Genomic DNA, 21,646 nt, shown 5'->3' with positions numbered 1-21,646 from the left:
AGAAAATGGAAATATCATTAAAGGCATATGGAAAGATAAACCTCGGTCTCGACGTGGTCAGGAGACGCGAGGATGGATATCATGAGGTGAAAATGATCATGCAGACGGTCGATCTGTGGGATGAACTGACATTTTGCGATGTCACCACAGACGAGATCGTTATAACATCGGATTCGGCGGAGCTGCCGGATGTGAAGGATAACATCATATACAAGGCGTGCCGGATGATGAAGGATATATATGGAATAGACAAGGGTGTTCATGTAACCGTGGATAAACACATACCGGTTGCAGCCGGAATGGCAGGGGGAAGCGCTGATGCAGCGGCAGCCCTCAAGGCGATGAATATGCTGTTTGGACTGAACCTTTCCGATGAACAGCTCATGGAACATGGAGTGAAGCTCGGCGCAGATGTGCCTTACTGTATCATGCAGGGTACGGCACTCTCGGAGGGAATAGGAGAGATCCTTACACCACTTCCACCTATGCCGGACTGCCTGATCGTCATAGCGAAGCCGGCGATCGGAGTGTCCACAAAATGGGTATACCAGAACCTGAAGGTGGATCTGCTGGAGGAGCATCCAGATATCGATGGCATGGTGGATGCACTCAAGACCGGAGATCTGAAGGGAATAACAGACAGAATGGCAAATGTGCTCGAGACGGTTACGATACCTGCAAATCCTGTGATAGATTCAGTCAAGAATCTCATAGCGGAGAACGACTCCATGGGAGTGCTCATGAGTGGCAGTGGGCCGACAGTGTTCGGAATATATGACAACAGGGATAAAGAACTGGCACAAAGGGTAGTAGATATGCTGCGTGAAAAGGACGAGATACAGGCTGCGTATGCCGTCACCCCGTATAACATAAGAAGAGGTATGTGATGGATCTTAGATTGAATATGGATGAGTACCTGCCTCTTCGAGAGGTAGTGTTTAAGACTTTGAGGAATGCTATAGTTCACGGTGAGTTTGAGCCGGGGGAGAGACTTATGGAGGTCACTCTTGCGAAGAGGCTTGGCGTAAGCCGTACCCCTGTCAGGGAGGCCATGAGAATGCTTGAGCTTGAAGGGCTTGTGGTCATGATCCCGAGAAGGGGAGCAGAGGTTGCCAGGATAACGACAAAGGATCTGAGCGATGCGCTTGAGATCAGGATGGCGCTTGAGGATCTTGCGGCAGGGCTTGCCTGCAAAAGGATAGACGACGAGGGAAAAGAGCGGTTGAAGCAGTCCTATGCCGACTTCAAGAAAGCAGTAAGCTCCAAGATAATCCCGGAGATAGTAGATGCGGATGTTGCATTTCACAATACTATAATGGACATGACGAACAATCCGAGACTGATCAGCATGTCCCAGAGTCTTCGTGAGCAGGTGTACAGATACCGCGTGGAGTATGTAAAGGATTTCAGCTATCACGACAAGCTTATAGCGGAGCATGAGGCTCTCATGAATGCGATAATAGCCAGGGATGAAGAGAAAGCCAAGGAGATAACCCGTATACATATATACGATCAGGAACAGATCGTGATCACAAATGTTGTCAAAGCACAGAAATAACAATATGCATAATAATAAATACCTGTATAAGAGGCGGAATGCGTGAAAACGTGTTCCGCCTTTTTACGTGTATGTCTGAATAAAAACTCATCCGTTGGACAAGATAGATTACAGAAGATAAACGGTATGTTGGAGGTGTTTACGGCGGACGATGGCTTCAATCAGTAAAAAAATAGACGAAAACATCACACAAATTGAGACAATGTTCGGTAACTGGAGCGATATCGTGGAGCGAAGGTTTGATCTGGATCGCTGTGCCTGGGGAGATGATCCGGCAATATACGTGGTGTATATAGATGGACTGTGCGATCATGAGTTGATTGAGAACACATTAATAAAACCAATAACCTGGGAATGGCGGAATAAAGACACGGCAGATCTGTGGGAGCATATAATCTCCTGCGAGGGTCAGACGGCGGATTATACCCAGGAAAGTGACATGGACAACGTTGTCAGGGCGGTTCTCAGGGGGGATACGGCTATATTTGTATCCGGGAGCAATCAGGCAATAGTAGTGTCATCGAAACATTTCCCTGTGAGAGGTATAGAGGAAAGCTCCACCGAGGGAGGAATGAGAGGGCCGAGGGACAGCTTCAATGAGAACTTTAGGACATCCACAGCTCTGATAAGGAGAAGGATCAAGGACGTACATCTGAAGCTGGAACAGGGGACAATGGGCGTCAGATCCAGAACAGAGTACGGGATATTCTATATGGAAGATATAGCGGAGCCTGAGCTGGTACAGCAGATAAGGGACACCATCGATAAGTATGAGATAGATGCGGTGTTTGACAGCGGTATGGCTGAACATCTGATGGAGAAGAAATGGCAGGAGATATTTCCGATATACCAGGCGACCACAAGACCTGACAAGGCGGCCGCGGCTCTGGTGGAGGGCAGGGTTGTCGTTGTGTTTGACAATTCCCCTGAGGTCATAATTGCTCCAGCCACCATCAACACTCTGTTTCAGACGGCGGACGATTATTATAACAGATGGCCGGTGGCGACATTTGCCAGAATGATAAGGTATGTGGCAGCGTTCATTGCGGTGGGACTGCCGGGACTTTATATTGCGATCACCTGTTATCACAGGGAGCTGATACCCGACAAGCTTCTGTATGCGATAGCCGATGCGAGAAGCCAGCTATCGTTCCCCGTTGTAGTTGAAGTGCTGATAATGGAGCTTTTGTTTGAATTGCTCCGGGAGGCCGGGATACGACTGCCGAGCCAGCTTGGAAATACGATAGGAGTGGTTGGCGGTCTGATAGTTGGTCAGTCAGCCGTGGAGGCGGGGATAGTCAGCACCATGGTTGTGATAGTTGTGGCACTCACGGCTATAGCTTCATTTGCCATTCCGAATGAGGCGTTTGCGTCTGTTTTCAGATTGCTTAAGTTCGTAATTATAATCACCAGCGCACTTTATGGGATACTTGGATTTATCCTTGCGATGCTGGTTCTCGTGTTTCATCTTGCATCCCTGGACAGCTTTGGCGTGCCGTATATGTCACCTGTCGTGACCTGTGGATACACTGGCGAGGGATATAAGGACTTTGTTGTCCGCGCGCCTATAAAGAAAATGATCAACAGACCTAAATGGAGCAATCCTGATGAGCGGCGCAGGTTGGTCAGAAAGAGAAAATAGATATGAATGATAAATATAATGTGACGTTTCCTGCCTTTTTTAAGATGACTTTGCTTGTTTTGCCAGGGATGATAACTTTTGTAGCTACATTAATACCCTCATATTTTGGAAGAAATTGCCTGATTTTGTCACTTTTTTTGACGCTATGCATGGCTTTTGCTTACGTGATAGCACTATATATTGTATACATGAAGATTGATGAGAGAGGGAACAGAGAAAGCGGTAAAGTCAAAAATAGGACTATTGAATTGATTTATGGGGCGAGAACTGCCGTTAGGATGGGCTTGCTGCTGTTTGTCCTTGCCGAGTGTTCCAGGCAGTTGATGTTGAAAAGATACACGGTAATTGCTATCTCAATCCCCTTGCTGCTTGCATGTCTGTATATGGGTAGCCGTGGCACAAGGGGGATGGTCAGGTTTGCGGAGTCCGTGTTCTGGTTCGCTGTCGCGGCGGGGGCTGTGGTCATTCTGTCTTCTGTGAGTAACCTTGATCTGTCAGTGCTTAAGACTGTGACTGAGATAGGAGACGAGGGCGGGGCGAATTTCACCATAAGCCGTGTCATGGCTAGGGGAGGACTGCTTTTTCTTGGATTCTCGGCTATGGAGACGGTGGTGCTGGTGTATATACACGTCATTCGGAGGCGAAGAGGAATGTTGTGTGCAGCCGTAGGCACAAGTACCATAATAGGCATTATCTGTTCGATAATTGTGATATGTACACTGGGTACGGGTGCGCTCATGGCTAAGGAGAAAAATATACTATATATAGTGGGAGCCATGGAACTGCCTGGCGGAGTGAAGCTCAGGCCGCTCATGCTGGTGTGTTACCTTGTCATCGTGTTCGGTGTGATGGCACTGGTTCCAAACGTCATAGGTGGATGGGGCGCTGTGGACAGACTGGGTGTTCGGCACAGATGGCTGTGGAAGACATTGTGGGCAGTCCTTGCATTTGCCGTATGCCTGTGGGCCGGGATGCTGCCCGGACAGCAGGACCGTATAAAGATCATCTCCGGATATCTTATTCTGGTGGATGTACCCCTGTCGATAATATTGCCGGCGGCATCACTTGCCGGGAAATGGCCTGTAAAAAAATCTGCCGGACTGGCGGCGGTGTTATTGACGGCGTGTATATTGAGTGGGTGTGAATACAAGCCGGTGGAGGATGTGGACTATGTGAATGCGGTCATCATAGAGCGCAGCACGGAGGAGCCTGCCGGCGGCGGGCTGAGATACAGTCTGGTCGTAACAGGACTGGACGACGATGAGGATTCCCTGACCGAGGAGGGGGTGTACCAGGTGGACGCCGGTTCATTTGCCGATGCTTGCAGAAGTTATAATGAGAGTCATGCGAAGTCCCTCGATACGAGTCATGTGGAGTATATAGTAGCGGAGGATACCCAGGTAATGAACGAGGCTGCAGCCGAACTTGAGAAGGAATTTGCTACAAGCTATGTGACTGTGGTGATAGAACAGAATATACTGGAGAAATCCGGGGATAACAATACAAATGAATATCTTAAGACACACTATGAAGGCCAGTGTCTGGCGACATACGCGAGAGATGGGATAGGTGAATAGAGACTTAGATGATCAGGAGGTATTGTTTATGTGGAGAATGTTCAGGGCGGCCATACTGGGTGTCCTCATAGGAATTGTCGGCGGTGTGATATTTGGACAGGTTTCTTATGTGAAGAAATATAAGGATAAGGTGTCGAGGGAGATAATGGCGGATGCGGTCATGTACAACAATTCACTGGATGACAGTGGAAGGGTCATAAGGCTTAAGGTCGATTATGATGGCGATATGAAGTCTGAGGATGAGAGAGATGAGCTTGAGAGCTATGTGGGCAACACAGTCATGAAGCAGATCGGCATGTGGCTTGGGGACGACTACAATGAGAATCTGAGTTATATACAGATGCGCCACAATCTTGTCATGGCGATGGAGGATATAAATGACATTGCCCAGAGCGCGGCAAATGCGTGGGGCGTGGATGCCGATGCAAACTCCGGATTTTCTTATGAGTATTTTGGCGATTCCGGGGAGGACTGTCCGCCCGGAATGTATGAGACATTATGTATAGATCTGGGGGATAAGTGACGTTGAAAAGTTGATTCCCAGGTGTTATACTTTGACCTGTGGTGTGCCCCGGGTGCACCGCGGATTAAAGTATAAGGAGCACATGTCATGGCTAAGGAAAATTTGGTTGTAATATTTGGAGGAAGATCATCAGAGCATGAGGTTTCATGTATATCGGTACAGACAGTTGCCAAGGGGGTTGATCTTGAAAAGTATAATATGACATTGGTTGGCATTACCAAGGATGGAAGATGGTTAAAGGCAGATAATATAGAGAGTATAGCGGATGGAAGCTGGTATGACAGCAAGGTCACAGCAGTGATCTCACCGGACACCAGAAGAGAGCTTATAGTTTTCTCCGATGCAGGTGTGGAGCGCCAGAAGGTGGACGTCATATTCCCTGTACTTCACGGTATGTATGGCGAGGATGGAACTATACAGGGATTGTTCGAGATGGCAGATATTCCATATGTTGGATGTGGCGTTCTGGCATCGGCAGCATCCATGGATAAATTCTATACGAAGATAATCGTTGATCACATCGGTGTTTCACAGGCGAGATTTGTACCTGTGCTTGCAGAGGATTTCAGCGACATAGACAGTGCTATGGACAGAGTTGAGGCTGAGCTTGATTACCCTGTATTTGTAAAGCCTTCAAAGGCCGGATCATCAAAGGGTGTAAATAAGGCGACTGACAGAGCAAGCCTTCTGTATGCGCTGAATGAGGCCGTAAAGCACGACAACAAGATCCTCGTTGAGGAGACGATAGTTGGACGTGAGCTTGAGTGCGGAGTCCTCGGTTACAAGGACAATACCAAGGCTTCGGGAGTTGGCGAGATACTTGCCGCTGCTGAGTTCTACGATTTCGATGCAAAGTACAACAATGCTGAGTCGAGAACGGTTATCGGCGCCGACATCCCTAAGGAAGCAGAGAACGAGATAAGGGAAGACGCTGTGAAGATATTCAAAGCACTTGACGGCTTCGGACTCTCCAGAGTGGATTTCTTCCTTGAGAATGGAACAAACAGAGTTGTATTCAATGAGATCAACACACTTCCTGGATTTACAGGAATAAGCATGTATCCAATGCTGTGGAATGCTCAGGGATACGATATAAAGACTCTCGTCACAACGCTTATTGAGATGGCAAAAGAGAGATAAATTTATAAAATTACATAGATTGGAAGTTTATATGGTAAAGAATGTTACTGTGACAGTAGTTGGAGAGCAGAGGACGAGCAGGGAAGAGAACAATGTTGAACCCATAGAGCTTGTTACCAGGGGAAGCCTTCATGAGAAGGATGGGGTATTTTACCTGAAATACGATGAGTATTATGAGGATCTTGAGAAACCGGCGAGAAATCTGCTGAAGTTTGACAAATTAGGACTTGACCTGACAAAGAAGGGCGAAGTCAGTGCTGCCATGTCATTCAGACCGGGAGAGACCAGAGAGGCATTTTATTCTACTCCGGTTGGTATGATGAATATAAGCATACTCACTGAAGGCTATCAGCTCGTGGAGACGGAAAAGGGGTTTGGTTTGGTCGTGGTGTATGTGATGGATTATGGCAATGAATGTGTATCGTTTAACGTACTCAGGATAACCGTGGAGTGAGGATAGCTATATGGATGACGAGAAGGCGTTTGATGATTTTTTGTCTATAGATACGACGCTGTGTATAGGTGCGGAGCAGCCCACCGAGGAGAATAATATATATCAGGCGACTTACTACAGGGATCTTGTGACCCTGTTCAATGCCGTGTCCATGGAGCCGGAGGATACACTTGTTGATTTTGGCTGCGGACTGGGGCGTGTGTTGTTCTATGGCAACTCAAGGCATTACTGCCGCGCCACGGGTATAGAGGCAGATGCTGACATATACGAGAAGCTTCTGGAAAATGCCGCGGGTTATCAGAGCAGATTTTATGATCAGGAAGACAGGATGAACTTCTATAACATTCCGGCGCAAGAGTATGAGGTTGCAGATGAAGATAATTATTTCTATTTCTTCAATCCATTTTCCCCGGAGGTGTTCAAGAAGGTCATAGACAATATAATAGATTCCGTGCGCAGGGCACCGAGAAATATATATCTAATGCTGTACTACCCGACATTTGAATATCAGAGAGTCATGAGGGACAGCAGGTATTTTGTATTGAAGAATATCATCAAGTTGTCAGGATACGAAGAGGATCCCGATGAAAAAGTGTATGTGTATCACATGTCAAGATACTTTGTGTGATTTGCCCCTTCGGCGCAACAGCAGATATAGGGCGATGAAGCCTGCGGCTGACGTGATACCAGTTGCAAGTATACAGCCTGTATGTGGCAGTGCAAATGGCAGCATCCCGGTGAAATAAGAAGATACGTTGATCGTTATGTGAAGAAGGATCGATGGCAGCAGGGAAGACGTCCATGTGGCGAGCAGCGCGAGAAGGATTCCCATGGGAAGGGCGTAGCAGAACTGGACTAAATTGCCGTGATAAAGGGCGAACAGCAGCGCTGACAGTAGGATGGCGATGGCATCTGAATGTCTGCATGTAAATGCACGTCTGGAAGAACTCAGAGAGATCCCTCTGAACACAAGCTCCTCACAGACCGGTGCAAGCAGCATGACTGTTGTAACTCTGAAGATACCGTTGTTTAGAGAGAATGATGAACGAACCATGTCTCTGTAACTGCCGAGAAGCTCTGGACGATGGAGCTCAATGGCGTTCAGTATTCCGGTCGAAAAGAACTGCAGACTGAGGCCTGTTATGACAATAAGTATAAAAATACAAAAACAGAACAGGAATGAGAGTGATCTCGTTCCTGTTCTGTTTTTATTGTTACGGTTATCTCCTGTGGTGAATATCCAAGGATATATATGGTGTATACATCCGCAGAGAATAATTATTATAACACATGATACCAGAGATGATGGAATAAGCCCATGGACAAAAGTTATGCATATCGGTGCGAGTAAAGCTATTCCAAGTTCGCGGAGGTTAATATGACATTTCTTCATATTGGGAATCTCCTTTCAAGCTGTTACATCTTCAGGATCTTTTTAGCTCTCTCTTTTTCTTCCTTGGCCTTAGCCTTGGCTGCGGCCTTCTGCTCCTTGCTGAGCTTTGACTCGGCTACATCCTTATCGTACATATCCTGATACTTTCTCTGCTTTGCACGAAGCTTCTCACCAAAGGTCTTCTTGCCCTTCTTCTCCTCGATCTTACCACGAACATTCTTGACGCTCATGATATAGATACCGCTGACCATAGCCTTTACCTCTCCGCGGACAGGCATCTGATCATATATACCGTCATCACAGATAAGATTCATGATCTGAGGTCCGATCTTGGCCTTTACTATAGGCATCTTGGCCTTCTGGTAACGCTTTGGTGTCTGTTCCATTACCATCTTAGGCAATCCGGCATCCTTCATAGGGAGCATCTTCTTGTCGATGACAAGCATCGTCACAGGCTGTGCCTGTTCCTTCATCATTTCCTTCTGTGCAGACTGCTTTTTCTGAAGCTTATTGCCCACTATGTATAATGCAATAAGACCTCCGATAAGTATAACTGCAACTATTATCAACCATACCCACCATGCCATGTTTAGTTCCTCCTGATTATATTTAGTTATTGGTGTTTTGTCTTGCCGTGATCAGATTATTATAGTCTGATCACTTTTTTGTTGCAAGGGGAAGATTCTTAACCCTTGCTTCCTGAATGAGCCCTGGAATGGTTTCAAGAACCTCCTTGCGCTCCTTTGGTTTCATTCCGTTTATGTCTATAGGGTCAAGAAATTCGATGACCACCTTGTGACTTCTGATAAAGTTGTGCTTGTTGGCCTCCATGATATTGTCTGTTCCGCATATGGATACAGGTACGATAGGACATCCGGCCTTCTGTGCGATCTTGTATGCTCCGTCCTTGAAAGGAAGAAGTTCTTCGCCGTTATTTCTGTGTCCTTCAGGAAATACCATCATGGAATGTCCGGATTTTACGATATCAGCCGACTGCATGATAGTCTCCAGTCCCTTCTTCAGGTCGGATCTGTCAAGGAATGTACATCCTATGTCCTTCATATACCATGGAAGGATAGGAACCTTCAGGATTCCGTCCTTGGACATAAATCCCAGAGGTCTGTCCAGTGCGTTGTGACAGCACAGTATATCAAAGAAGCTTCTGTGGTTGCCGACAAACAGAATAGGCTGATCTTTGGGCACCCGTTCCAGACCTATGACAGTGCACTTGGCACCGCATATGAACATGACTATTCCAAAGAAGCCTTTGACCAGTTTCTGGGCATGGCGGTACGCCTTTTCCTGATCCTTCTTAGCCAGAAGGTACAGATACAGGTGATACGGAGTACACAGGATGATGCCCAGAAAGGCAAATAAATATGCAAATATTGTTCTCAATATTATAATTCTCCTTATGCTATTTTAAATGTTCCAGCATTGATTTGACTCGTCGTATGATTACTTCTCCTCAGAATCCTTCTTCTCCGGTATTGGAGTATATCTTCCATAGAGCTTTGATGTCTCAAGAAGCCTGTCTGACAACTGCTTGCCCAGGTCTGAGGCTTTGAATCTCCATGCCCAGTTGCCCTCTCCAACGCCTGGCGTGTTCATACGTGCCCATGAGTCGAGCTTTAGCACGTCCTGCATAGGAACGATGGCCATGTTGGCAACAGAAGAGAAGCATGCTCTTATCATAACCCAGCAGATATCACTTGCATCAGTGCTGTAGTATCTTCTGAGCTTATCCTTTGAAGCTTCATAAGCCTGCGTATACCATCCAAGGGTGGTGTCGTTGTCGTGTGTTCCTGTATAGCATACACAATTAGGTGTATAGTTATGTGGAAGGAAGTCGTTCTCGTTTGGATTTTCAAATGCAAACTGAAGGATCTTCATTCCAGGAAGTCCGAATTTGTCTCTGAGTTCTATGACTGAATCATCTATCTCGCCGAGATCCTCGGCGATGATAGGAAGATGGTAGCCGAGATTAGCTTCGAGCTGTGTGAAGAAGTTCAGCCCTGGAGCTGGCTTCCACTCGCCGTTGATGGCGGTCTCCTCACCGTAAGGAACTGCCCAGTAACGGTCAAATCCCCTGAAGTGATCTATCCTGAGGAAATCTGTTACTGTGAGCTGATATTTGATTCTCTCTATCCACCATGCATAGCCTGTCTCGGTATGCTTTTTCCAGTTGTACAGAGGGGTGCCCCAGAGCTGACCGGTAGCTGAGAAATAATCTGGTGGAACACCTGCAACCTCGATAGGGTATCCCTTTGAATCCAGCAGAAACAGTTCCTGATTGGACCATACGTCTGCGCTGTCCCATGCGAGGAATATAGGTGTGTCACCTACTATACTGATTCCGAGATCATTTGCATATGTCTTGAGGGCCTGCCACTGCTCTGTAAAAAGGAACTGGAGGAAGTTGTAGTAGCCGATGCCGTCTGCAAGCTTCTTCTTCCATGCGGTCTTCTGCCTTGCGGTCGGCTTCTTCAGTGAATCATCCCACATGTACCAAGGCATTCCCTCGTGCGCATCCTTGCCTGCCATGAACAGAGAGTAGTCAGCAAGCCATGATGTATTCTTGACAAATGCATCGAACTTTGCCATGAGATCCTCGTCTCCTGACATATCATCTGCATAGTCAGCGTCGATAAATCTCTCGTACGCTTTCTTCAGAAGGCCAGTCTTGAATTCTATAAGTGTTCCATAGTCGATCTTCTCAGGATCCCAGTCAGGCATAGCTGAGAAGTCCTCGTCCAGAAGTAACTTCTTCTTTCTGAGGTAGTCGATATCGATGATAAGTGGTTGTCCTGCAAATGCTGAAAATGGCTGATAAGGTGAATCGCCAAAGCCCGTGTGACCGAGTGGAAGCACCTGCCACAGATTTAATCCTGAAGCTGCAAGAAAGTCGATAAACTGATAAGCGCCCGGACCCAGATCTCCGATTCCATAAGGACTTGGGAATGATGTCGGGTGAGCCAGAATACCAGCGTACTTCTTAGGCTTTTTTCCGTTGTTCTGCTCTAACATAATCTATCCTCTTTTCATAATGTATACACAGAGCCATGCCACCTCACAGTCTCTTCGAGCCTGTTCGAAGTGTACGACTCCGCTGTGTTCAGAGCCATGCCACCTCACAGTCTCTTCGAGCCTGTTCGGCTGGTGTGCCCTGCGGCATTCAGAGCCATGCCACCTCACAGTCTCTTCGAGCCTGTTCGGTGCGGCGTATCCGCCGTATAGCACAATATAAGAAATGTCTTGTTCATGCAAGCATGACAAGCCACTTCTTATATTGTGCTGCATGGCTCTGAACGGTAACATTATACAATACTATATGTAATAGTTGCAAGGTAATAGTGCTTGACAGCGGGCTGTGTGCTAACTTATTATAAGTGGAAGTATTTGAACTTGCGTATACTTCCGTATTTCCGTGATATATGGCGGTTAAGTCGTATGTGTGGAGTGGATAAAAAGAGAAAGAAGAGTATAAAAATGGAAAGAATAATCACAAGCCTGCTTGAAACGGATATGTACAAGTTTAGTATGGGACAGGCGATTTACCATCAGTTCAGTGACTATAAGACAACATGGTCATTCAAGTGCAGGAATACTGACGTGTTCTTCACAAAGGAGATGGTTGATGAAATCAAGAGACAGATACAGCTCTACTGTGATCTGAGATTTACAGAGGAGGAGCTTGAGTATCTGCACAATATCAAGTGGATAAAGGGTTCTTATGTTGATTTTCTGAGACTCTGGAAGGCAAGATATGAGGACTTTGAGATATCAGATGACGCTGAGTGTGGACTGAAGATAGAGGCGAGAGGCACTTGGCTCAATACTTCCATGTATGAGATACCTACTCTGGCTATAGTGAATGAGGTCTACTTCAGAATGAACGATGACTATGATAAGCTGCTTGCATCATTCAGGGAGAAGCTTGATGAGAAGGTCCGAAAAGTCGAGACCGGAGAGTATAACCTTGGAGCTTTCAGTGAGTTTGGACTCAGAAGAAGACTTTCGGCTGAAGCTCAGGAGCTTGCAGTCAAGGAACTCAGCAAGCGCAAGTATCCGGGTTCAACATTTGTCGGAACAAGTAATGTATATCTGGCAAGGAAGTATAATCTGGTTCCGGTTGGAACTATGGCGCATGAGTGGATCATGTGTGTTGGACAGGGTAATCATAAGCACAATCCTGCATATTCCAACTGGTATGCATTGGATGCATGGGTTAAGGAGTATGGAGTGCTGAACGGAACAGCTCTCACTGATGCCATCACAACAGATTGCTTCCTGAAGGATTTCCAGCTCACATATGCGACACTTTTCAGTGGGGTGAGACACGACAGTGGCGATCCTTATGAGTGGGGCGACAAGATGGTTCATCATTATGAGAAGCTTGGACTTGATCCAAAGACCAAGACACTTCTGTTCAGCGACAGCCTTGATTTCGAGAAAGCGGACAAACTCAACAGCTATTTTAAGGACAAGATCAAGGTTGCATTTGGAATAGGAACATATATATCCAACGATACGTGCGATGAACCGCTCAACATAGTTATGAAGACTACAGCATGTAACGGCATGGATGTTGCCAAGATATCTGATGATAAGGGCAAGGGTATGTGCAAGAACCCTGATTATGTTCATTATCTCAACAGATGTATCAAGTGGCGTATGGAGAATGATAAGTAAATTTTCGTAAGGAGGTGGCGCACTGGGTGCGCCGTCACTAAGCTGGGCTTAGTGACATCTTATGAAGCACGCAGACGCCGCGCGCAGCGCATTTCATGCGTCTGCTCATTAGCAAAAAATGGAGTTTTGTGAATTATGGGAAAAATTATTATAATGACAGATTCTGCCAGTGACATTTCAGAGAATGAGGAGAAGGAGCTTGGAATCAAGATTCTTCCTTTCCCGGTCGTAATAGGTGGCAAGTCTTATCTGAGCAGAGTCGATTTTGACAATGAGGGCTTCTACAAGCTCATGGCAGAGAATGATGATCTTCCAAAGACATCACAGATCACAGCGTACCAGTTCGGCGAGGTGTATAAGGAGCTGGTGGAGCAGGGTTACACGGATATTATATATGTAAGCATCAACAAGGATGGTTCTGCCTCATATGCAAATGCGCAGATGGCCGCAGATCAGTTCGAGGAGGAATATCCTGAGTGTGCCGGAAAGTGCAATATATATGTATTTGACGGAATAGGCTACAGTGGACAGTATGGCTATCCGGTGGTTGTGGCAGCTAGAATGGTTCAGGAGGGCAGGGATGCCAGGGATATAGTGTGGTATCTGAAGGAAGAGCTTCCAAAGAGAAGGATATACTTCGGAATATATGGCCTCAAGTATGCAGCCAAGTCAGGAAGAATCCCAAGTGCGGCAGCTCTGGTTGGTGACGCACTCGGCGTGAAGCCTATCATGAAGATCTGGGCAAATGAGATCGTGACAGCTATCAAGTGCCGCGGCGAGAAGAAGCTCATGGCAAAGATGGTGGATGTCACAGTGGAAGAGATGGAGCCGGGTTCAGAGTACCAGATAGTATATGGAAACGATGAGACCGTAAGAGACGAGCTGACAGCCCGTATGACGGAGAAGGTTGGATATGGCCCATCAGACTATTTCCAGATCGGGGCAGCAGTTGCATCCAATGCAGGACCAAAGGTTGTTGGAACTATCTTCAATGTGAAGAAAGAACTGAGATAGAAGATAAATATGAGATGTAATTAAAAGTGGCAGATGTCTGTATATATGACGCCTGCCACTTTTTCTTTGAACAGATTATTAATTATACGTAAGATAAACTGCCCTCTGAATGAAGAACTTTCAAGGCAGTTGAGTGTACAAATGCGCACTACTATGACGGTAGCAAGGTTTGTATCCCAGGCGTCAAATAAGAATAATGGATGGGCGAAGGTCCCATGGATGACCTCTAAGTACCCAAGCCTTTGCCCGGCTCTAATCCAGTGATCCCATACCTGTCATAGATTTTTTCCAGGGCATCCCGAATCTTTGAGATCAGCCCTGAAAAATCGAATTTCTGCGCCGCCGGATCATACCACTCATCCGCCACTACCTTATGTGACATGCAAAATTATTTGGTAATAAAATACCATTACACTTTATACAGACGTATAATTGCCCCTCTTTTGTTCCCTGGCTTTTGCATTTTTTAGTCGCTCTCCTGAAGCCCGGTCCCAGACTGATACTCCCCTGTTTGATATATCTGAATGTTTATATATATTGATTCAGAGAATGGCTAATTAGGGAAGGATCACCCTCATCCCCATCAAAAAAAATAAGACCAATGCTGTTACACACTGGTCCTATCTCTTCACCACGCTTTTCTCCCCTTTTTTTATCAATTCTACAATTTATCTTACCATACATTTTCGCATAAACAAATAAATTATAGTGTAAAAACTTGCTGTAAAAATCCCAGAAGGTCAAACGAGATTTTCCTCTCGTTTGATATGTCTGAACGTTTGTATATATTGATTCAAGAAGAGGATTAATTAGGGCAAATCACCCTCAAGTTCTAGTCCGGACTTAGGCGACACATTTGCATAAAAAAAAGAATCCCGATGTTTTCACATCAGGATTCCTGTATCAGCTACTGCCATGCGCCGCAGGTGCTACATTTTCTGCCTACGAGTACCTTTTCCTTCTGGATCTCGTACTCGGCAGGGTGGTGGATGGTGTCTACCTTGGTAGGTCTGATTATTGCGCTTGAACCTTCGTAGATCTCTTCGCCGATATCCTCATCGTAGTATTTTCTACCACATCTAAAGATATGGTTTTCATCGTATGTGATGTCTTTTCCACAGTATGAGCAAAAATCTCGATCCTCGTATACATCCTCATCCCAAGCCTCAGATACGCAAACTTTCTTCTCCTGAGTCTCATACACATCTTTCCAGGTATGGACATGCTCAGTGGTCGTTGGCTCCGACTTTGGTTTCTCAGTTGTAGGTCTCTCGGTTGTAGCAGCTGTGGTAGGTCTCTCAGTTGGCGTCTCAGTCGTTGACCTCTCGGTGGTAACTGGCTGGCTGGTCGTTACCTTGCCATCCTCTCTGCCCGGTGTCTTTGCCTCGGTTGTTGTCTGGCTGCTTGGTTTCTTCGTTGTAGATTCTGTAGTTGTAGCAGAACCCTTCTTGTCCTTCTTCGCAGTTTTAGCAGAACCCTTCTTGCTCTTTTCCGAGGTAGCAGCCTTGGTTGCCTTCTCGGTGGTTGTAGCCTTGGAAGTCGTCTTGACATCCGCCTTTCTCTCTGTTGTACCCTCTGTCATCTTTTCAGTGAATGTACCTCCCTCATGGACACCCTCCTTGGTGTCATCCCTGAAAAGAATGATGGCACTTATAATAATCGCTGCAAGCATTACCCCTATAATAATGCCTATTAACAGGATCTTTTTCTTTTTCTTGTCGTTCATAATTGTTTCGCCCCTTTCTGTTTAAGTAAAGTATAAATCAGAATATGGTAAATTACACTAAATATTTACAGTAAAAAATAAACCAGCCGTCGTTACAAAATGTAGCAGCAGCTGGTTTATTTATTTTGGTGGTTAGTATACCTACTCTTCCGATACTAATTCCTCAAGCTCGTGATAGACTCTGGCAAGCGGCAGCCCGACAACATTGTTGTAGTCGCCATCAATTCCCTTGACGAACAGACCGCCCTTGCCCTGAATTCCATAGCTTCCGGCTTTGTCAAACGGCTCATTTGTGGCGAGGTACTGGATTATCTCGTCGTGGGATACTGGATAGAAGGTGACATCCGTCTTCTCATAGAATGAGCTGGATGACTTGGCTCTTCCGTTCACATATATCAGACACACGCCGGTGTACACCTGATGCGTCTGGTCGGACAGACTGTTCAAGGTGTTGTATGCATCGTCGTAGTCGTAAGGCTTACCAAGAATCCTTCCGTTCAGCGATACAACAGTGTCTGCGCCGAGGACAACGAAGCGTTCAGGAAGCTTTTTAACCCGTCTTACAACATCCTGGGCGATGATCCTGTTGCACACTTCATCTGCCTTCTTCTTAGCCAGAAGCATTACATATTCAGATGGAGCCATCGGTTCAAGATCTTCATCAGAAAGACTTGGACACACATCGAAGTCGTATCCCGCCTGGGCCAGAAGTTCCTTTCTTCTAGGCGATCCCGAGGCGAGAATTATCTTTATGTTAGTCATATGCTATATCTCTATACTTTCCTAAAATAATTTTGTACAAACAAGATCTATTATTGTCGTACACACAGATCATTATTTACACATCTTAATAGCCTTCTCAAACAGTGGCAGAGAGCGCTCAACCATATCTGTTGTAGTACAGTAAGCCAGTCTCATATGTCCCGGACACATAAAGCTGTCGCCAGGAACAAGGATCAGATCAAGCTCATGGGCAGTCATGTTACAGAACTCATTTGCATCTGCGATAGGAGTCTTAGGGAACATATAGAAGGTTCCGCCTGGCTCAACACACTCATATCCCATAGCTGTGAGCTCCTTGTACAGGATGTTCTTGTTCTTCTCGTAGATAGACAGATCAGATGTCTCATCAAGCACCTTTGCAACTCCGAGCTGTATCAGAGATGAAGGACAGTTGTGTCCTGTGAAACGTGATACCTGTCCGCACATGTTGATGATGAGCTCGGCATCCTTGCACTTAGGGTTTACAGCCACGTATCCGATACGCTCTCCAGGCAGTGACAGAGACTTGCTGAATGAGTAGCAGCAGATGGTGTTGTCGTAGAACTTTGAGATGAATGGCGAATCAGTTCCCTCAAATACGATCTCTCTGTAAGGCTCGTCTGATATAAGGTAAATGTCATGTCCGTACTCCTCCTGTTTCTCTGTGAGGATCTGGGCAAGACGTGTTATGGTCTCTGTTGAGTAGACGATTCCGGATGGGTTGTTAGGCGAGTTGATGAGGATTGCCTGAACATTTGGGTTCATCATCTCGAGGAATGCGTCAAAGTTGATCTGGAATGAAGTTATGTCCGCGGGAACGACCTTGAGAACAGCACCGGTTCCGTCAACGTATGGTACATACTCAGGGAAGTAAGGCGCAAATGTGATAACCTCGTCGCCCGGCTCTGTGACACATCTGATGGCGTGGGCCAGGGCTCCGGCAGCACCTGATGTCATGAAAATGTCCTCAGGAACATACTCCATGCCGAAACGGCGGTTCAGTGATTCTGCGACAGCCTTTCTTACAGAGTAGATGGTAAGTGTAGGGCTGTAGCCGTGGAGTGCCAGTGAATCCTCATTCTGGATAAGGTCGATAAGTCCCTTGTTGAAGTCGTCTGTGGTAGGCACAGATGGATTGCCTATAGTATAGTTGAACACATTCTCAGCACCGATCTCAGCGGCACGCTTTGAAGCATACTGTGCAAATTCCCTGATGATGGAAGTGTTGTTTAACATTGATGAATATTTCTTTGAAATCATGAAAGTCCTCCTGTTATGTAAAATGTTATGATAAATATACATATAAAATCAATGCGATATGACACGTGTAATGTGGACACATATTATACGTTGATGTAATCTATGTGTACATATATACATCACAATAAATATACAGTTTTGGACACAAAAAAACAAGAGGTAACAGAACGGGGAAGATCTGCTGCCTCTTGCAAAAAAATGAGGGGAGAGAGGATTCAAATAAATGAAAAACTCTTTACAATTGTTAGTATATCCAGGATTTGTGAAAAAAATGTGTTTAAAGATTAATCTATTTATAAAGATTAATAACTAATCATAAACAAATAATTAAACGTTCACAAAGTGCGGGTATTTCTGTATAATACAGCGTGACGGATACGATATTGCGGTACTATAAACAATGCATTAGTACCATAAGAGAGGTTTGAGATATGATATTTGAGACACATGGTCATTATGACGATACTCAGTTTGATGAGGACAGAGAACAGTTAATTGCAGAATTCCTTGAGAAAGATATAGACAAGGTCATGAACGTCGGAGCGGATATGCAGTCATCGAGGAATTCGGTGGGGCTTGCCGCAAAATATCCGCATTTTTATGCGGCAGTCGGCGTACATCCGAGTGAGGTAGGAGAGCTGACGGAGACGGATATACAGGAGCTTAAGAGCATGGTGCTGGATAATCCAAAGGTGAGAGCCATAGGAGAGATAGGTCTTGATTATCATTTTGATGATGATCCTCCGAGGGATGTTCAGAAGAAATGGTTTCTCAGGCAGCTTGAGCTTGCGCAGGAGCTTGCCATGCCGATCATTATACACAGTCGTGATGCGGCATCAGACACTATGGAGATGCTTAAAAGAATGGATGGCGGCAGAAATGGCGGTGTGATACACTGCTATTCATACAGCGTTGAGCAGGCCAGGGAATATATTAAGATGGGATTCCATATCGGTGTTGGCGGAGTTGTCACCTTCAAAAACAGCCGGAAGCTTCAGGAGGTCGTGGAGGACATCCCTCTGGAAAAGATAGTTCTCGAAACAGACTCCCCATACATGGCTCCGGTTCCATTCCGGGGAACAAGGAACTCTGCCCTCAACATACCTTATATAGCTGAGAAGATAGCCGAGATCAAGGGCGTTCCGGTTCAGAAAGTGTATGACCAGACATACGCGAATGCCCTGAAAATGTACAAGATGTAATAAAAACGTAGATTACAGGCAATGGAGGTTTCGTAATGTGAATTGAGACCAGGACTTTGTGGTATTCCCCAGACAGGCATACCACAAAGCCCTGGTCGTGACAAAAATCTTGATGAAACCGCCATTGTCTGGACGCAGGAAAGGACAAAGCATGGAGAAGTTAAGCAATCCACAGGTTACGATAGAGACGATAAAGAAATACGAATTTGCATTTCAGAAGAAGTTCGGTCAGAATTTCCTCATAGATGCCCATGTCATAAATAAGATAATCAGCGCAGCGGACATCACGAAGGACGACTGCGTGCTGGAGATAGGTCCGGGAATAGGAACCATGACCCAGTATCTTGCGGAGAGTGCCGGACAGGTTGTGGCGGTGGAGATAGACAAGAATCTTCTCCCTATTCTGGACGAGACCCTTGCGGAGTACGACAATGTGACCATCATCAACGATGACATACTGAAGGTGGATATCAACAAGATCGTGGAGGAGAGAAATGGCGGCAGGCCTATCAAGGTGGTTGCGAATCTTCCATACTATATAACCACACCGATCATCATGGGACTTTTCGAGAAGCATGTGCCGCTTCTCTCGGTGACGGTCATGGTGCAGAAGGAGGTTGCGGACCGCATGCAGGTGGGCCCGGGAACCAAGGATTACGGAGCACTGTCCCTGGCAGTTCAGTATTATGCCGAGCCGTATATAGTGGCAAATGTTCCGCCAAACTGCTTTATACCGAGACCGGGTGTGGGCTCAGCGGTCATCAGACTGAACAGATACCAGGAGCCGCCGGTCAAGGTGAAGGACGAGCAGCTCATGTTCAGGCTGATAAGAGCATCATTTAACCAGAGAAGAAAGACTCTTCAGAACGGCATAGCCAACAGCGGAGAACTGTCATTTACCAAGGAGCAGATCGCAAAGGCACTGGAATCCCTTGGAATATCAGCAAATATCCGTGGAGAAAGTTTGAGTCTGGCGGAATTTGCAGCTTTGAGCGACATTCTCACGGACAAATAATGTCATAGGTGGTGAGACAGAATCATAGATAATTGATAAAGCCCCCGGAAAAGGACGCAGAATTCCGGAAGGGAGAGGAGGATTATCTATGGTGTACTGGAACCGATTTATATCGTATATTTACAGGTATCACGACGGATACAAATGTGAAAATTCAGGATTTGCCAAGGTGGCAAAGGTGGGGAGAACGGGAAGACTCACGGTTGGACTGAGAAACGGAATGAACAGCAGAGAGGAAATCTATGGCGTGTTCATTTACAGGGAGACGCTGGCCGACGAAGGCGCAGTGGGCGGTGAACAGACAAATGAGCCCGTGATGATCCCTCTGCCGGTGCTCGTCGGTAAGATGAGACTCAGAAATGGACACGGTGAGGAGTGCTTCTCATTCTGCTGGGATGATGTCATGGAGAGCGGACGGCCTGTGACTGCATTTGCCGGTATCGTCATAAGGCGTATACAGCCGGATGGAAATATGGGGCAGGAGTATTACGACAGCGATATATTCTGTTCGTCCTGGACGGACAGTGTGATAGATTATTCTAGAATGTGGGATGCGAAACGTGCGGTCCGCGATGCTGAGGAACTGAGCGAGGCGGTGAGAGAGGCCTCCATAACAGATACGGTCACGGCAGAGTTGGAGCTTGAGAGCTGTGCTGCACCGGCGGAGCCTGTATGTTCTGATGAGGTCGAGACCTCCGAGACCGGAACGGCGATAGACAAAATGTTTGAGAACTATGAACGTCTGCCACTTCTTCCGGGAAGCTCCCTGGATGACGGGTTGGACAGCGTCATAGAGAGCGTGAAGATATCCCCGAATGACATAGGTCTGCTGGACATGTGCAACTGGAAGCTCGGGGTGAACAGCTTCCTGACACACGGGTATTACAGCTACAAATACCTGATGTTCGGCAAAGTCATATTTTCCCCAGATAATGACCGCGTCAGTTATATACTTGGAGTTCCGGGGGTGTATTCCTCGAGGGAGAAATACCTTGCCGGGATATTTGGATTTGACAGATTCGTGCCGGAGAAGGAGACACATATCAAGACCGGCAGCTTCGGCTACTGGATAGTGGATATAAGATAGGAAGAAGAGGATAAAGAGAATGGAAGATACCAATATAGATGAGCTGACGCCGGAGGAGCGGCGTATCCATGAGAAGTATATGGATAAAGCCATAGCCCAGGCAAAGAGGGCTTATGCAAATGGCGATGTTCCGATAGGCTGTGTCATAGTCCACGATGACAGGATAATCGCAAGGGGCTTCAACAAGAGAAATCTGAAAAAGACCACACTTGCACATGCGGAGATACTGGCCATAGAACAGGCGTCAAAGAAGCTCGGCGACTGGCGGCTGGAGGAGTGCACAATGTATGTGACCCTTGAACCGTGCCAGATGTGTGCCGGGGCCATAGTGCAGGCCCGTATCCCAAATGTGGTGATAGGATGTATGAATCCCAAGGCCGGATGTGCGGGCTCCATAATAAACCTGCTGGACATGAAACAGTTCAATCATCAGGTTGAGGTTATACGTGGTGTGCGGCAGGATGAATGCAGTGAGATGATGAAGAGCTTTTTTCGCGACCTGAGACAGGGAAAAGCGAAGAATGCTTGACGGCGGGCGGCATGTCAGATATAATGTAGCCTGCGGTGCATCTTGTGCACAGCCAATTAAATATGTTTTAAA

The 21,646-nt window shown here is 46.4% G+C and carries 21 protein-coding genes; 14 read left to right on the top strand and 7 right to left on the bottom strand.

Annotated elements, in window-relative coordinates:
• Nucleotides 1–5 precede the first annotated feature (5 nt).
• From ispE to ABUA31_RS06800, 8 genes are all read left to right on the top strand, one after another.
• Entirely contained in the window at nt 6–887 is an 882-nt protein-coding gene (ispE, locus tag ABUA31_RS06835) for a 4-(cytidine 5'-diphospho)-2-C-methyl-D-erythritol kinase (RefSeq protein ID WP_349818655.1), read from the top strand.
• Nucleotides 887–1,558 (top strand): GntR family transcriptional regulator, encoded by a 672-nt coding sequence (locus tag ABUA31_RS06830; RefSeq protein ID WP_055145831.1) that lies wholly within the window; start codon nt 887–889, stop codon nt 1,556–1,558. The genes ispE and ABUA31_RS06830 overlap by 1 nt, the downstream gene beginning before the upstream one ends.
• 151 nt (nt 1,559–1,709) lie before the next feature.
• Nucleotides 1,710–3,200, top strand: coding sequence for a spore germination protein (locus ABUA31_RS06825; RefSeq protein WP_118649543.1), 1,491 nt, complete (start codon nt 1,710–1,712; stop codon nt 3,198–3,200).
• A 149-nt stretch (nt 3,201–3,349) separates the two neighbouring features.
• The gene (locus ABUA31_RS06820) at nt 3,350–4,777 is read left to right on the top strand and encodes a hypothetical protein (protein ID WP_349818654.1); all 1,428 of its coding nucleotides are present in this window, start codon (nt 3,350–3,352) and stop codon (nt 4,775–4,777) included.
• Nucleotides 4,770–5,300, top strand: coding sequence for a hypothetical protein (locus tag ABUA31_RS06815; RefSeq protein ID WP_238051636.1), 531 nt, complete (start codon nt 4,770–4,772; stop codon nt 5,298–5,300). Before ABUA31_RS06820 ends, ABUA31_RS06815 begins: the two co-directional genes overlap by 8 nt.
• A gap of 87 nt (nt 5,301–5,387) precedes the next feature.
• Nucleotides 5,388–6,440, top strand: coding sequence for a D-alanine--D-alanine ligase family protein (locus ABUA31_RS06810; RefSeq protein WP_022217335.1), 1,053 nt, complete (start codon nt 5,388–5,390; stop codon nt 6,438–6,440).
• 31 nt (nt 6,441–6,471) lie between these two features.
• Nucleotides 6,472–6,894 (top strand): YwiB family protein, encoded by a 423-nt coding sequence (locus tag ABUA31_RS06805; RefSeq protein ID WP_055145825.1) that lies wholly within the window; start codon nt 6,472–6,474, stop codon nt 6,892–6,894.
• A gap of 10 nt (nt 6,895–6,904) precedes the next feature.
• Nucleotides 6,905–7,522, top strand: a complete 618-nt coding sequence (locus ABUA31_RS06800) for a class I SAM-dependent methyltransferase (protein WP_015534489.1) — start codon at nt 6,905–6,907, stop codon at nt 7,520–7,522.
• Here ABUA31_RS06800 and ABUA31_RS06795 read toward each other — a convergent pair.
• The 4 genes from ABUA31_RS06795 to malQ all read right to left on the bottom strand — a co-directional run bounded on the left by ABUA31_RS06795 (nt 7,505) and on the right by malQ (nt 11,314).
• Nucleotides 7,505–8,287, bottom strand: coding sequence for a CPBP family glutamic-type intramembrane protease (locus ABUA31_RS06795; protein ID WP_349818653.1), 783 nt, complete (start codon nt 8,285–8,287; stop codon nt 7,505–7,507). The genes ABUA31_RS06800 and ABUA31_RS06795 overlap by 18 nt on opposite strands.
• 23 nt (nt 8,288–8,310) lie before the next feature.
• Nucleotides 8,311–8,874, bottom strand: coding sequence for a hypothetical protein (locus ABUA31_RS06790; RefSeq protein ID WP_022217333.1), 564 nt, complete (start codon nt 8,872–8,874; stop codon nt 8,311–8,313).
• A gap of 70 nt (nt 8,875–8,944) precedes the next feature.
• Nucleotides 8,945–9,685, bottom strand: a complete 741-nt coding sequence (locus ABUA31_RS06785) for a lysophospholipid acyltransferase family protein (RefSeq protein ID WP_055145816.1) — start codon at nt 9,683–9,685, stop codon at nt 8,945–8,947.
• Nucleotides 9,686–9,745: 60 nt separating this feature from the next.
• The gene (gene malQ / locus ABUA31_RS06780; RefSeq protein WP_118649545.1) at nt 9,746–11,314 is read right to left on the bottom strand and encodes a 4-alpha-glucanotransferase; all 1,569 of its coding nucleotides are present in this window, start codon (nt 11,312–11,314) and stop codon (nt 9,746–9,748) included.
• A gap of 423 nt (nt 11,315–11,737) precedes the next feature.
• Here malQ and pncB point away from each other — a divergent pair, with 423 nt between their 5' ends.
• The gene (gene pncB / locus ABUA31_RS06775) at nt 11,738–12,979 is read left to right on the top strand and encodes a nicotinate phosphoribosyltransferase (RefSeq protein ID WP_117874370.1); all 1,242 of its coding nucleotides are present in this window, start codon (nt 11,738–11,740) and stop codon (nt 12,977–12,979) included.
• A gap of 135 nt (nt 12,980–13,114) precedes the next feature.
• Complete coding sequence (locus ABUA31_RS06770) at nt 13,115–13,993, top strand: DegV family protein (protein ID WP_118649546.1); 879 nt, start codon at nt 13,115–13,117, stop codon at nt 13,991–13,993.
• A 907-nt stretch (nt 13,994–14,900) separates the two neighbouring features.
• Here ABUA31_RS06770 and ABUA31_RS06765 read toward each other — a convergent pair.
• The 3 genes from ABUA31_RS06765 to ABUA31_RS06755 form a co-directional block, all read right to left on the bottom strand.
• Nucleotides 14,901–15,719: a hypothetical protein gene (locus ABUA31_RS06765; protein ID WP_118649547.1), complete on the bottom strand. Its 819-nt coding sequence runs from the start codon at nt 15,717–15,719 to the stop codon at nt 14,901–14,903.
• 141 nt (nt 15,720–15,860) lie between these two features.
• Nucleotides 15,861–16,481, bottom strand: a complete 621-nt coding sequence (locus tag ABUA31_RS06760) for a Maf family protein (protein ID WP_118649548.1) — start codon at nt 16,479–16,481, stop codon at nt 15,861–15,863.
• Between the two features lie 72 nt (nt 16,482–16,553).
• Entirely contained in the window at nt 16,554–17,741 is a 1,188-nt protein-coding gene (locus ABUA31_RS06755; RefSeq protein WP_118649549.1) for a pyridoxal phosphate-dependent aminotransferase, read from the bottom strand.
• Nucleotides 17,742–18,172: 431 nt separating this feature from the next.
• On the opposite strand from ABUA31_RS06755, the gene ABUA31_RS06750 reads away from it, so the two are divergent.
• From ABUA31_RS06750 to tadA, 4 genes are all read left to right on the top strand, one after another.
• Nucleotides 18,173–18,943, top strand: a complete 771-nt coding sequence (locus ABUA31_RS06750) for a TatD family hydrolase (RefSeq protein WP_118649550.1) — start codon at nt 18,173–18,175, stop codon at nt 18,941–18,943.
• A gap of 151 nt (nt 18,944–19,094) precedes the next feature.
• Nucleotides 19,095–19,958 carry a 16S rRNA (adenine(1518)-N(6)/adenine(1519)-N(6))-dimethyltransferase RsmA gene (rsmA, locus tag ABUA31_RS06745; RefSeq protein WP_015534498.1) on the top strand — a complete coding sequence of 288 codons (864 nt, stop codon included), beginning with the start codon at nt 19,095–19,097 and terminating at the stop codon, nt 19,956–19,958.
• Between the two features lie 88 nt (nt 19,959–20,046).
• Complete coding sequence (locus tag ABUA31_RS06740) at nt 20,047–21,045, top strand: DUF6128 domain-containing protein (protein ID WP_118649551.1); 999 nt, start codon at nt 20,047–20,049, stop codon at nt 21,043–21,045.
• 19 nt (nt 21,046–21,064) lie between these two features.
• Nucleotides 21,065–21,574 (top strand): tRNA adenosine(34) deaminase TadA, encoded by a 510-nt coding sequence (gene tadA, locus ABUA31_RS06735; protein WP_015534501.1) that lies wholly within the window; start codon nt 21,065–21,067, stop codon nt 21,572–21,574.
• Nucleotides 21,575–21,646: the final 72 nt, after the last annotated feature.

The organism is Coprococcus sp. RTP31081st1_H1_RTP31081_211007, assembly GCF_040227275.1.
Taxonomy (GTDB): domain Bacteria; phylum Bacillota; class Clostridia; order Lachnospirales; family Lachnospiraceae; genus Coprococcus; species Coprococcus aceti.
Note: the sequence above shows the minus strand (reverse complement) of the source record. Positions and strands in the feature narration are given on the sequence as shown.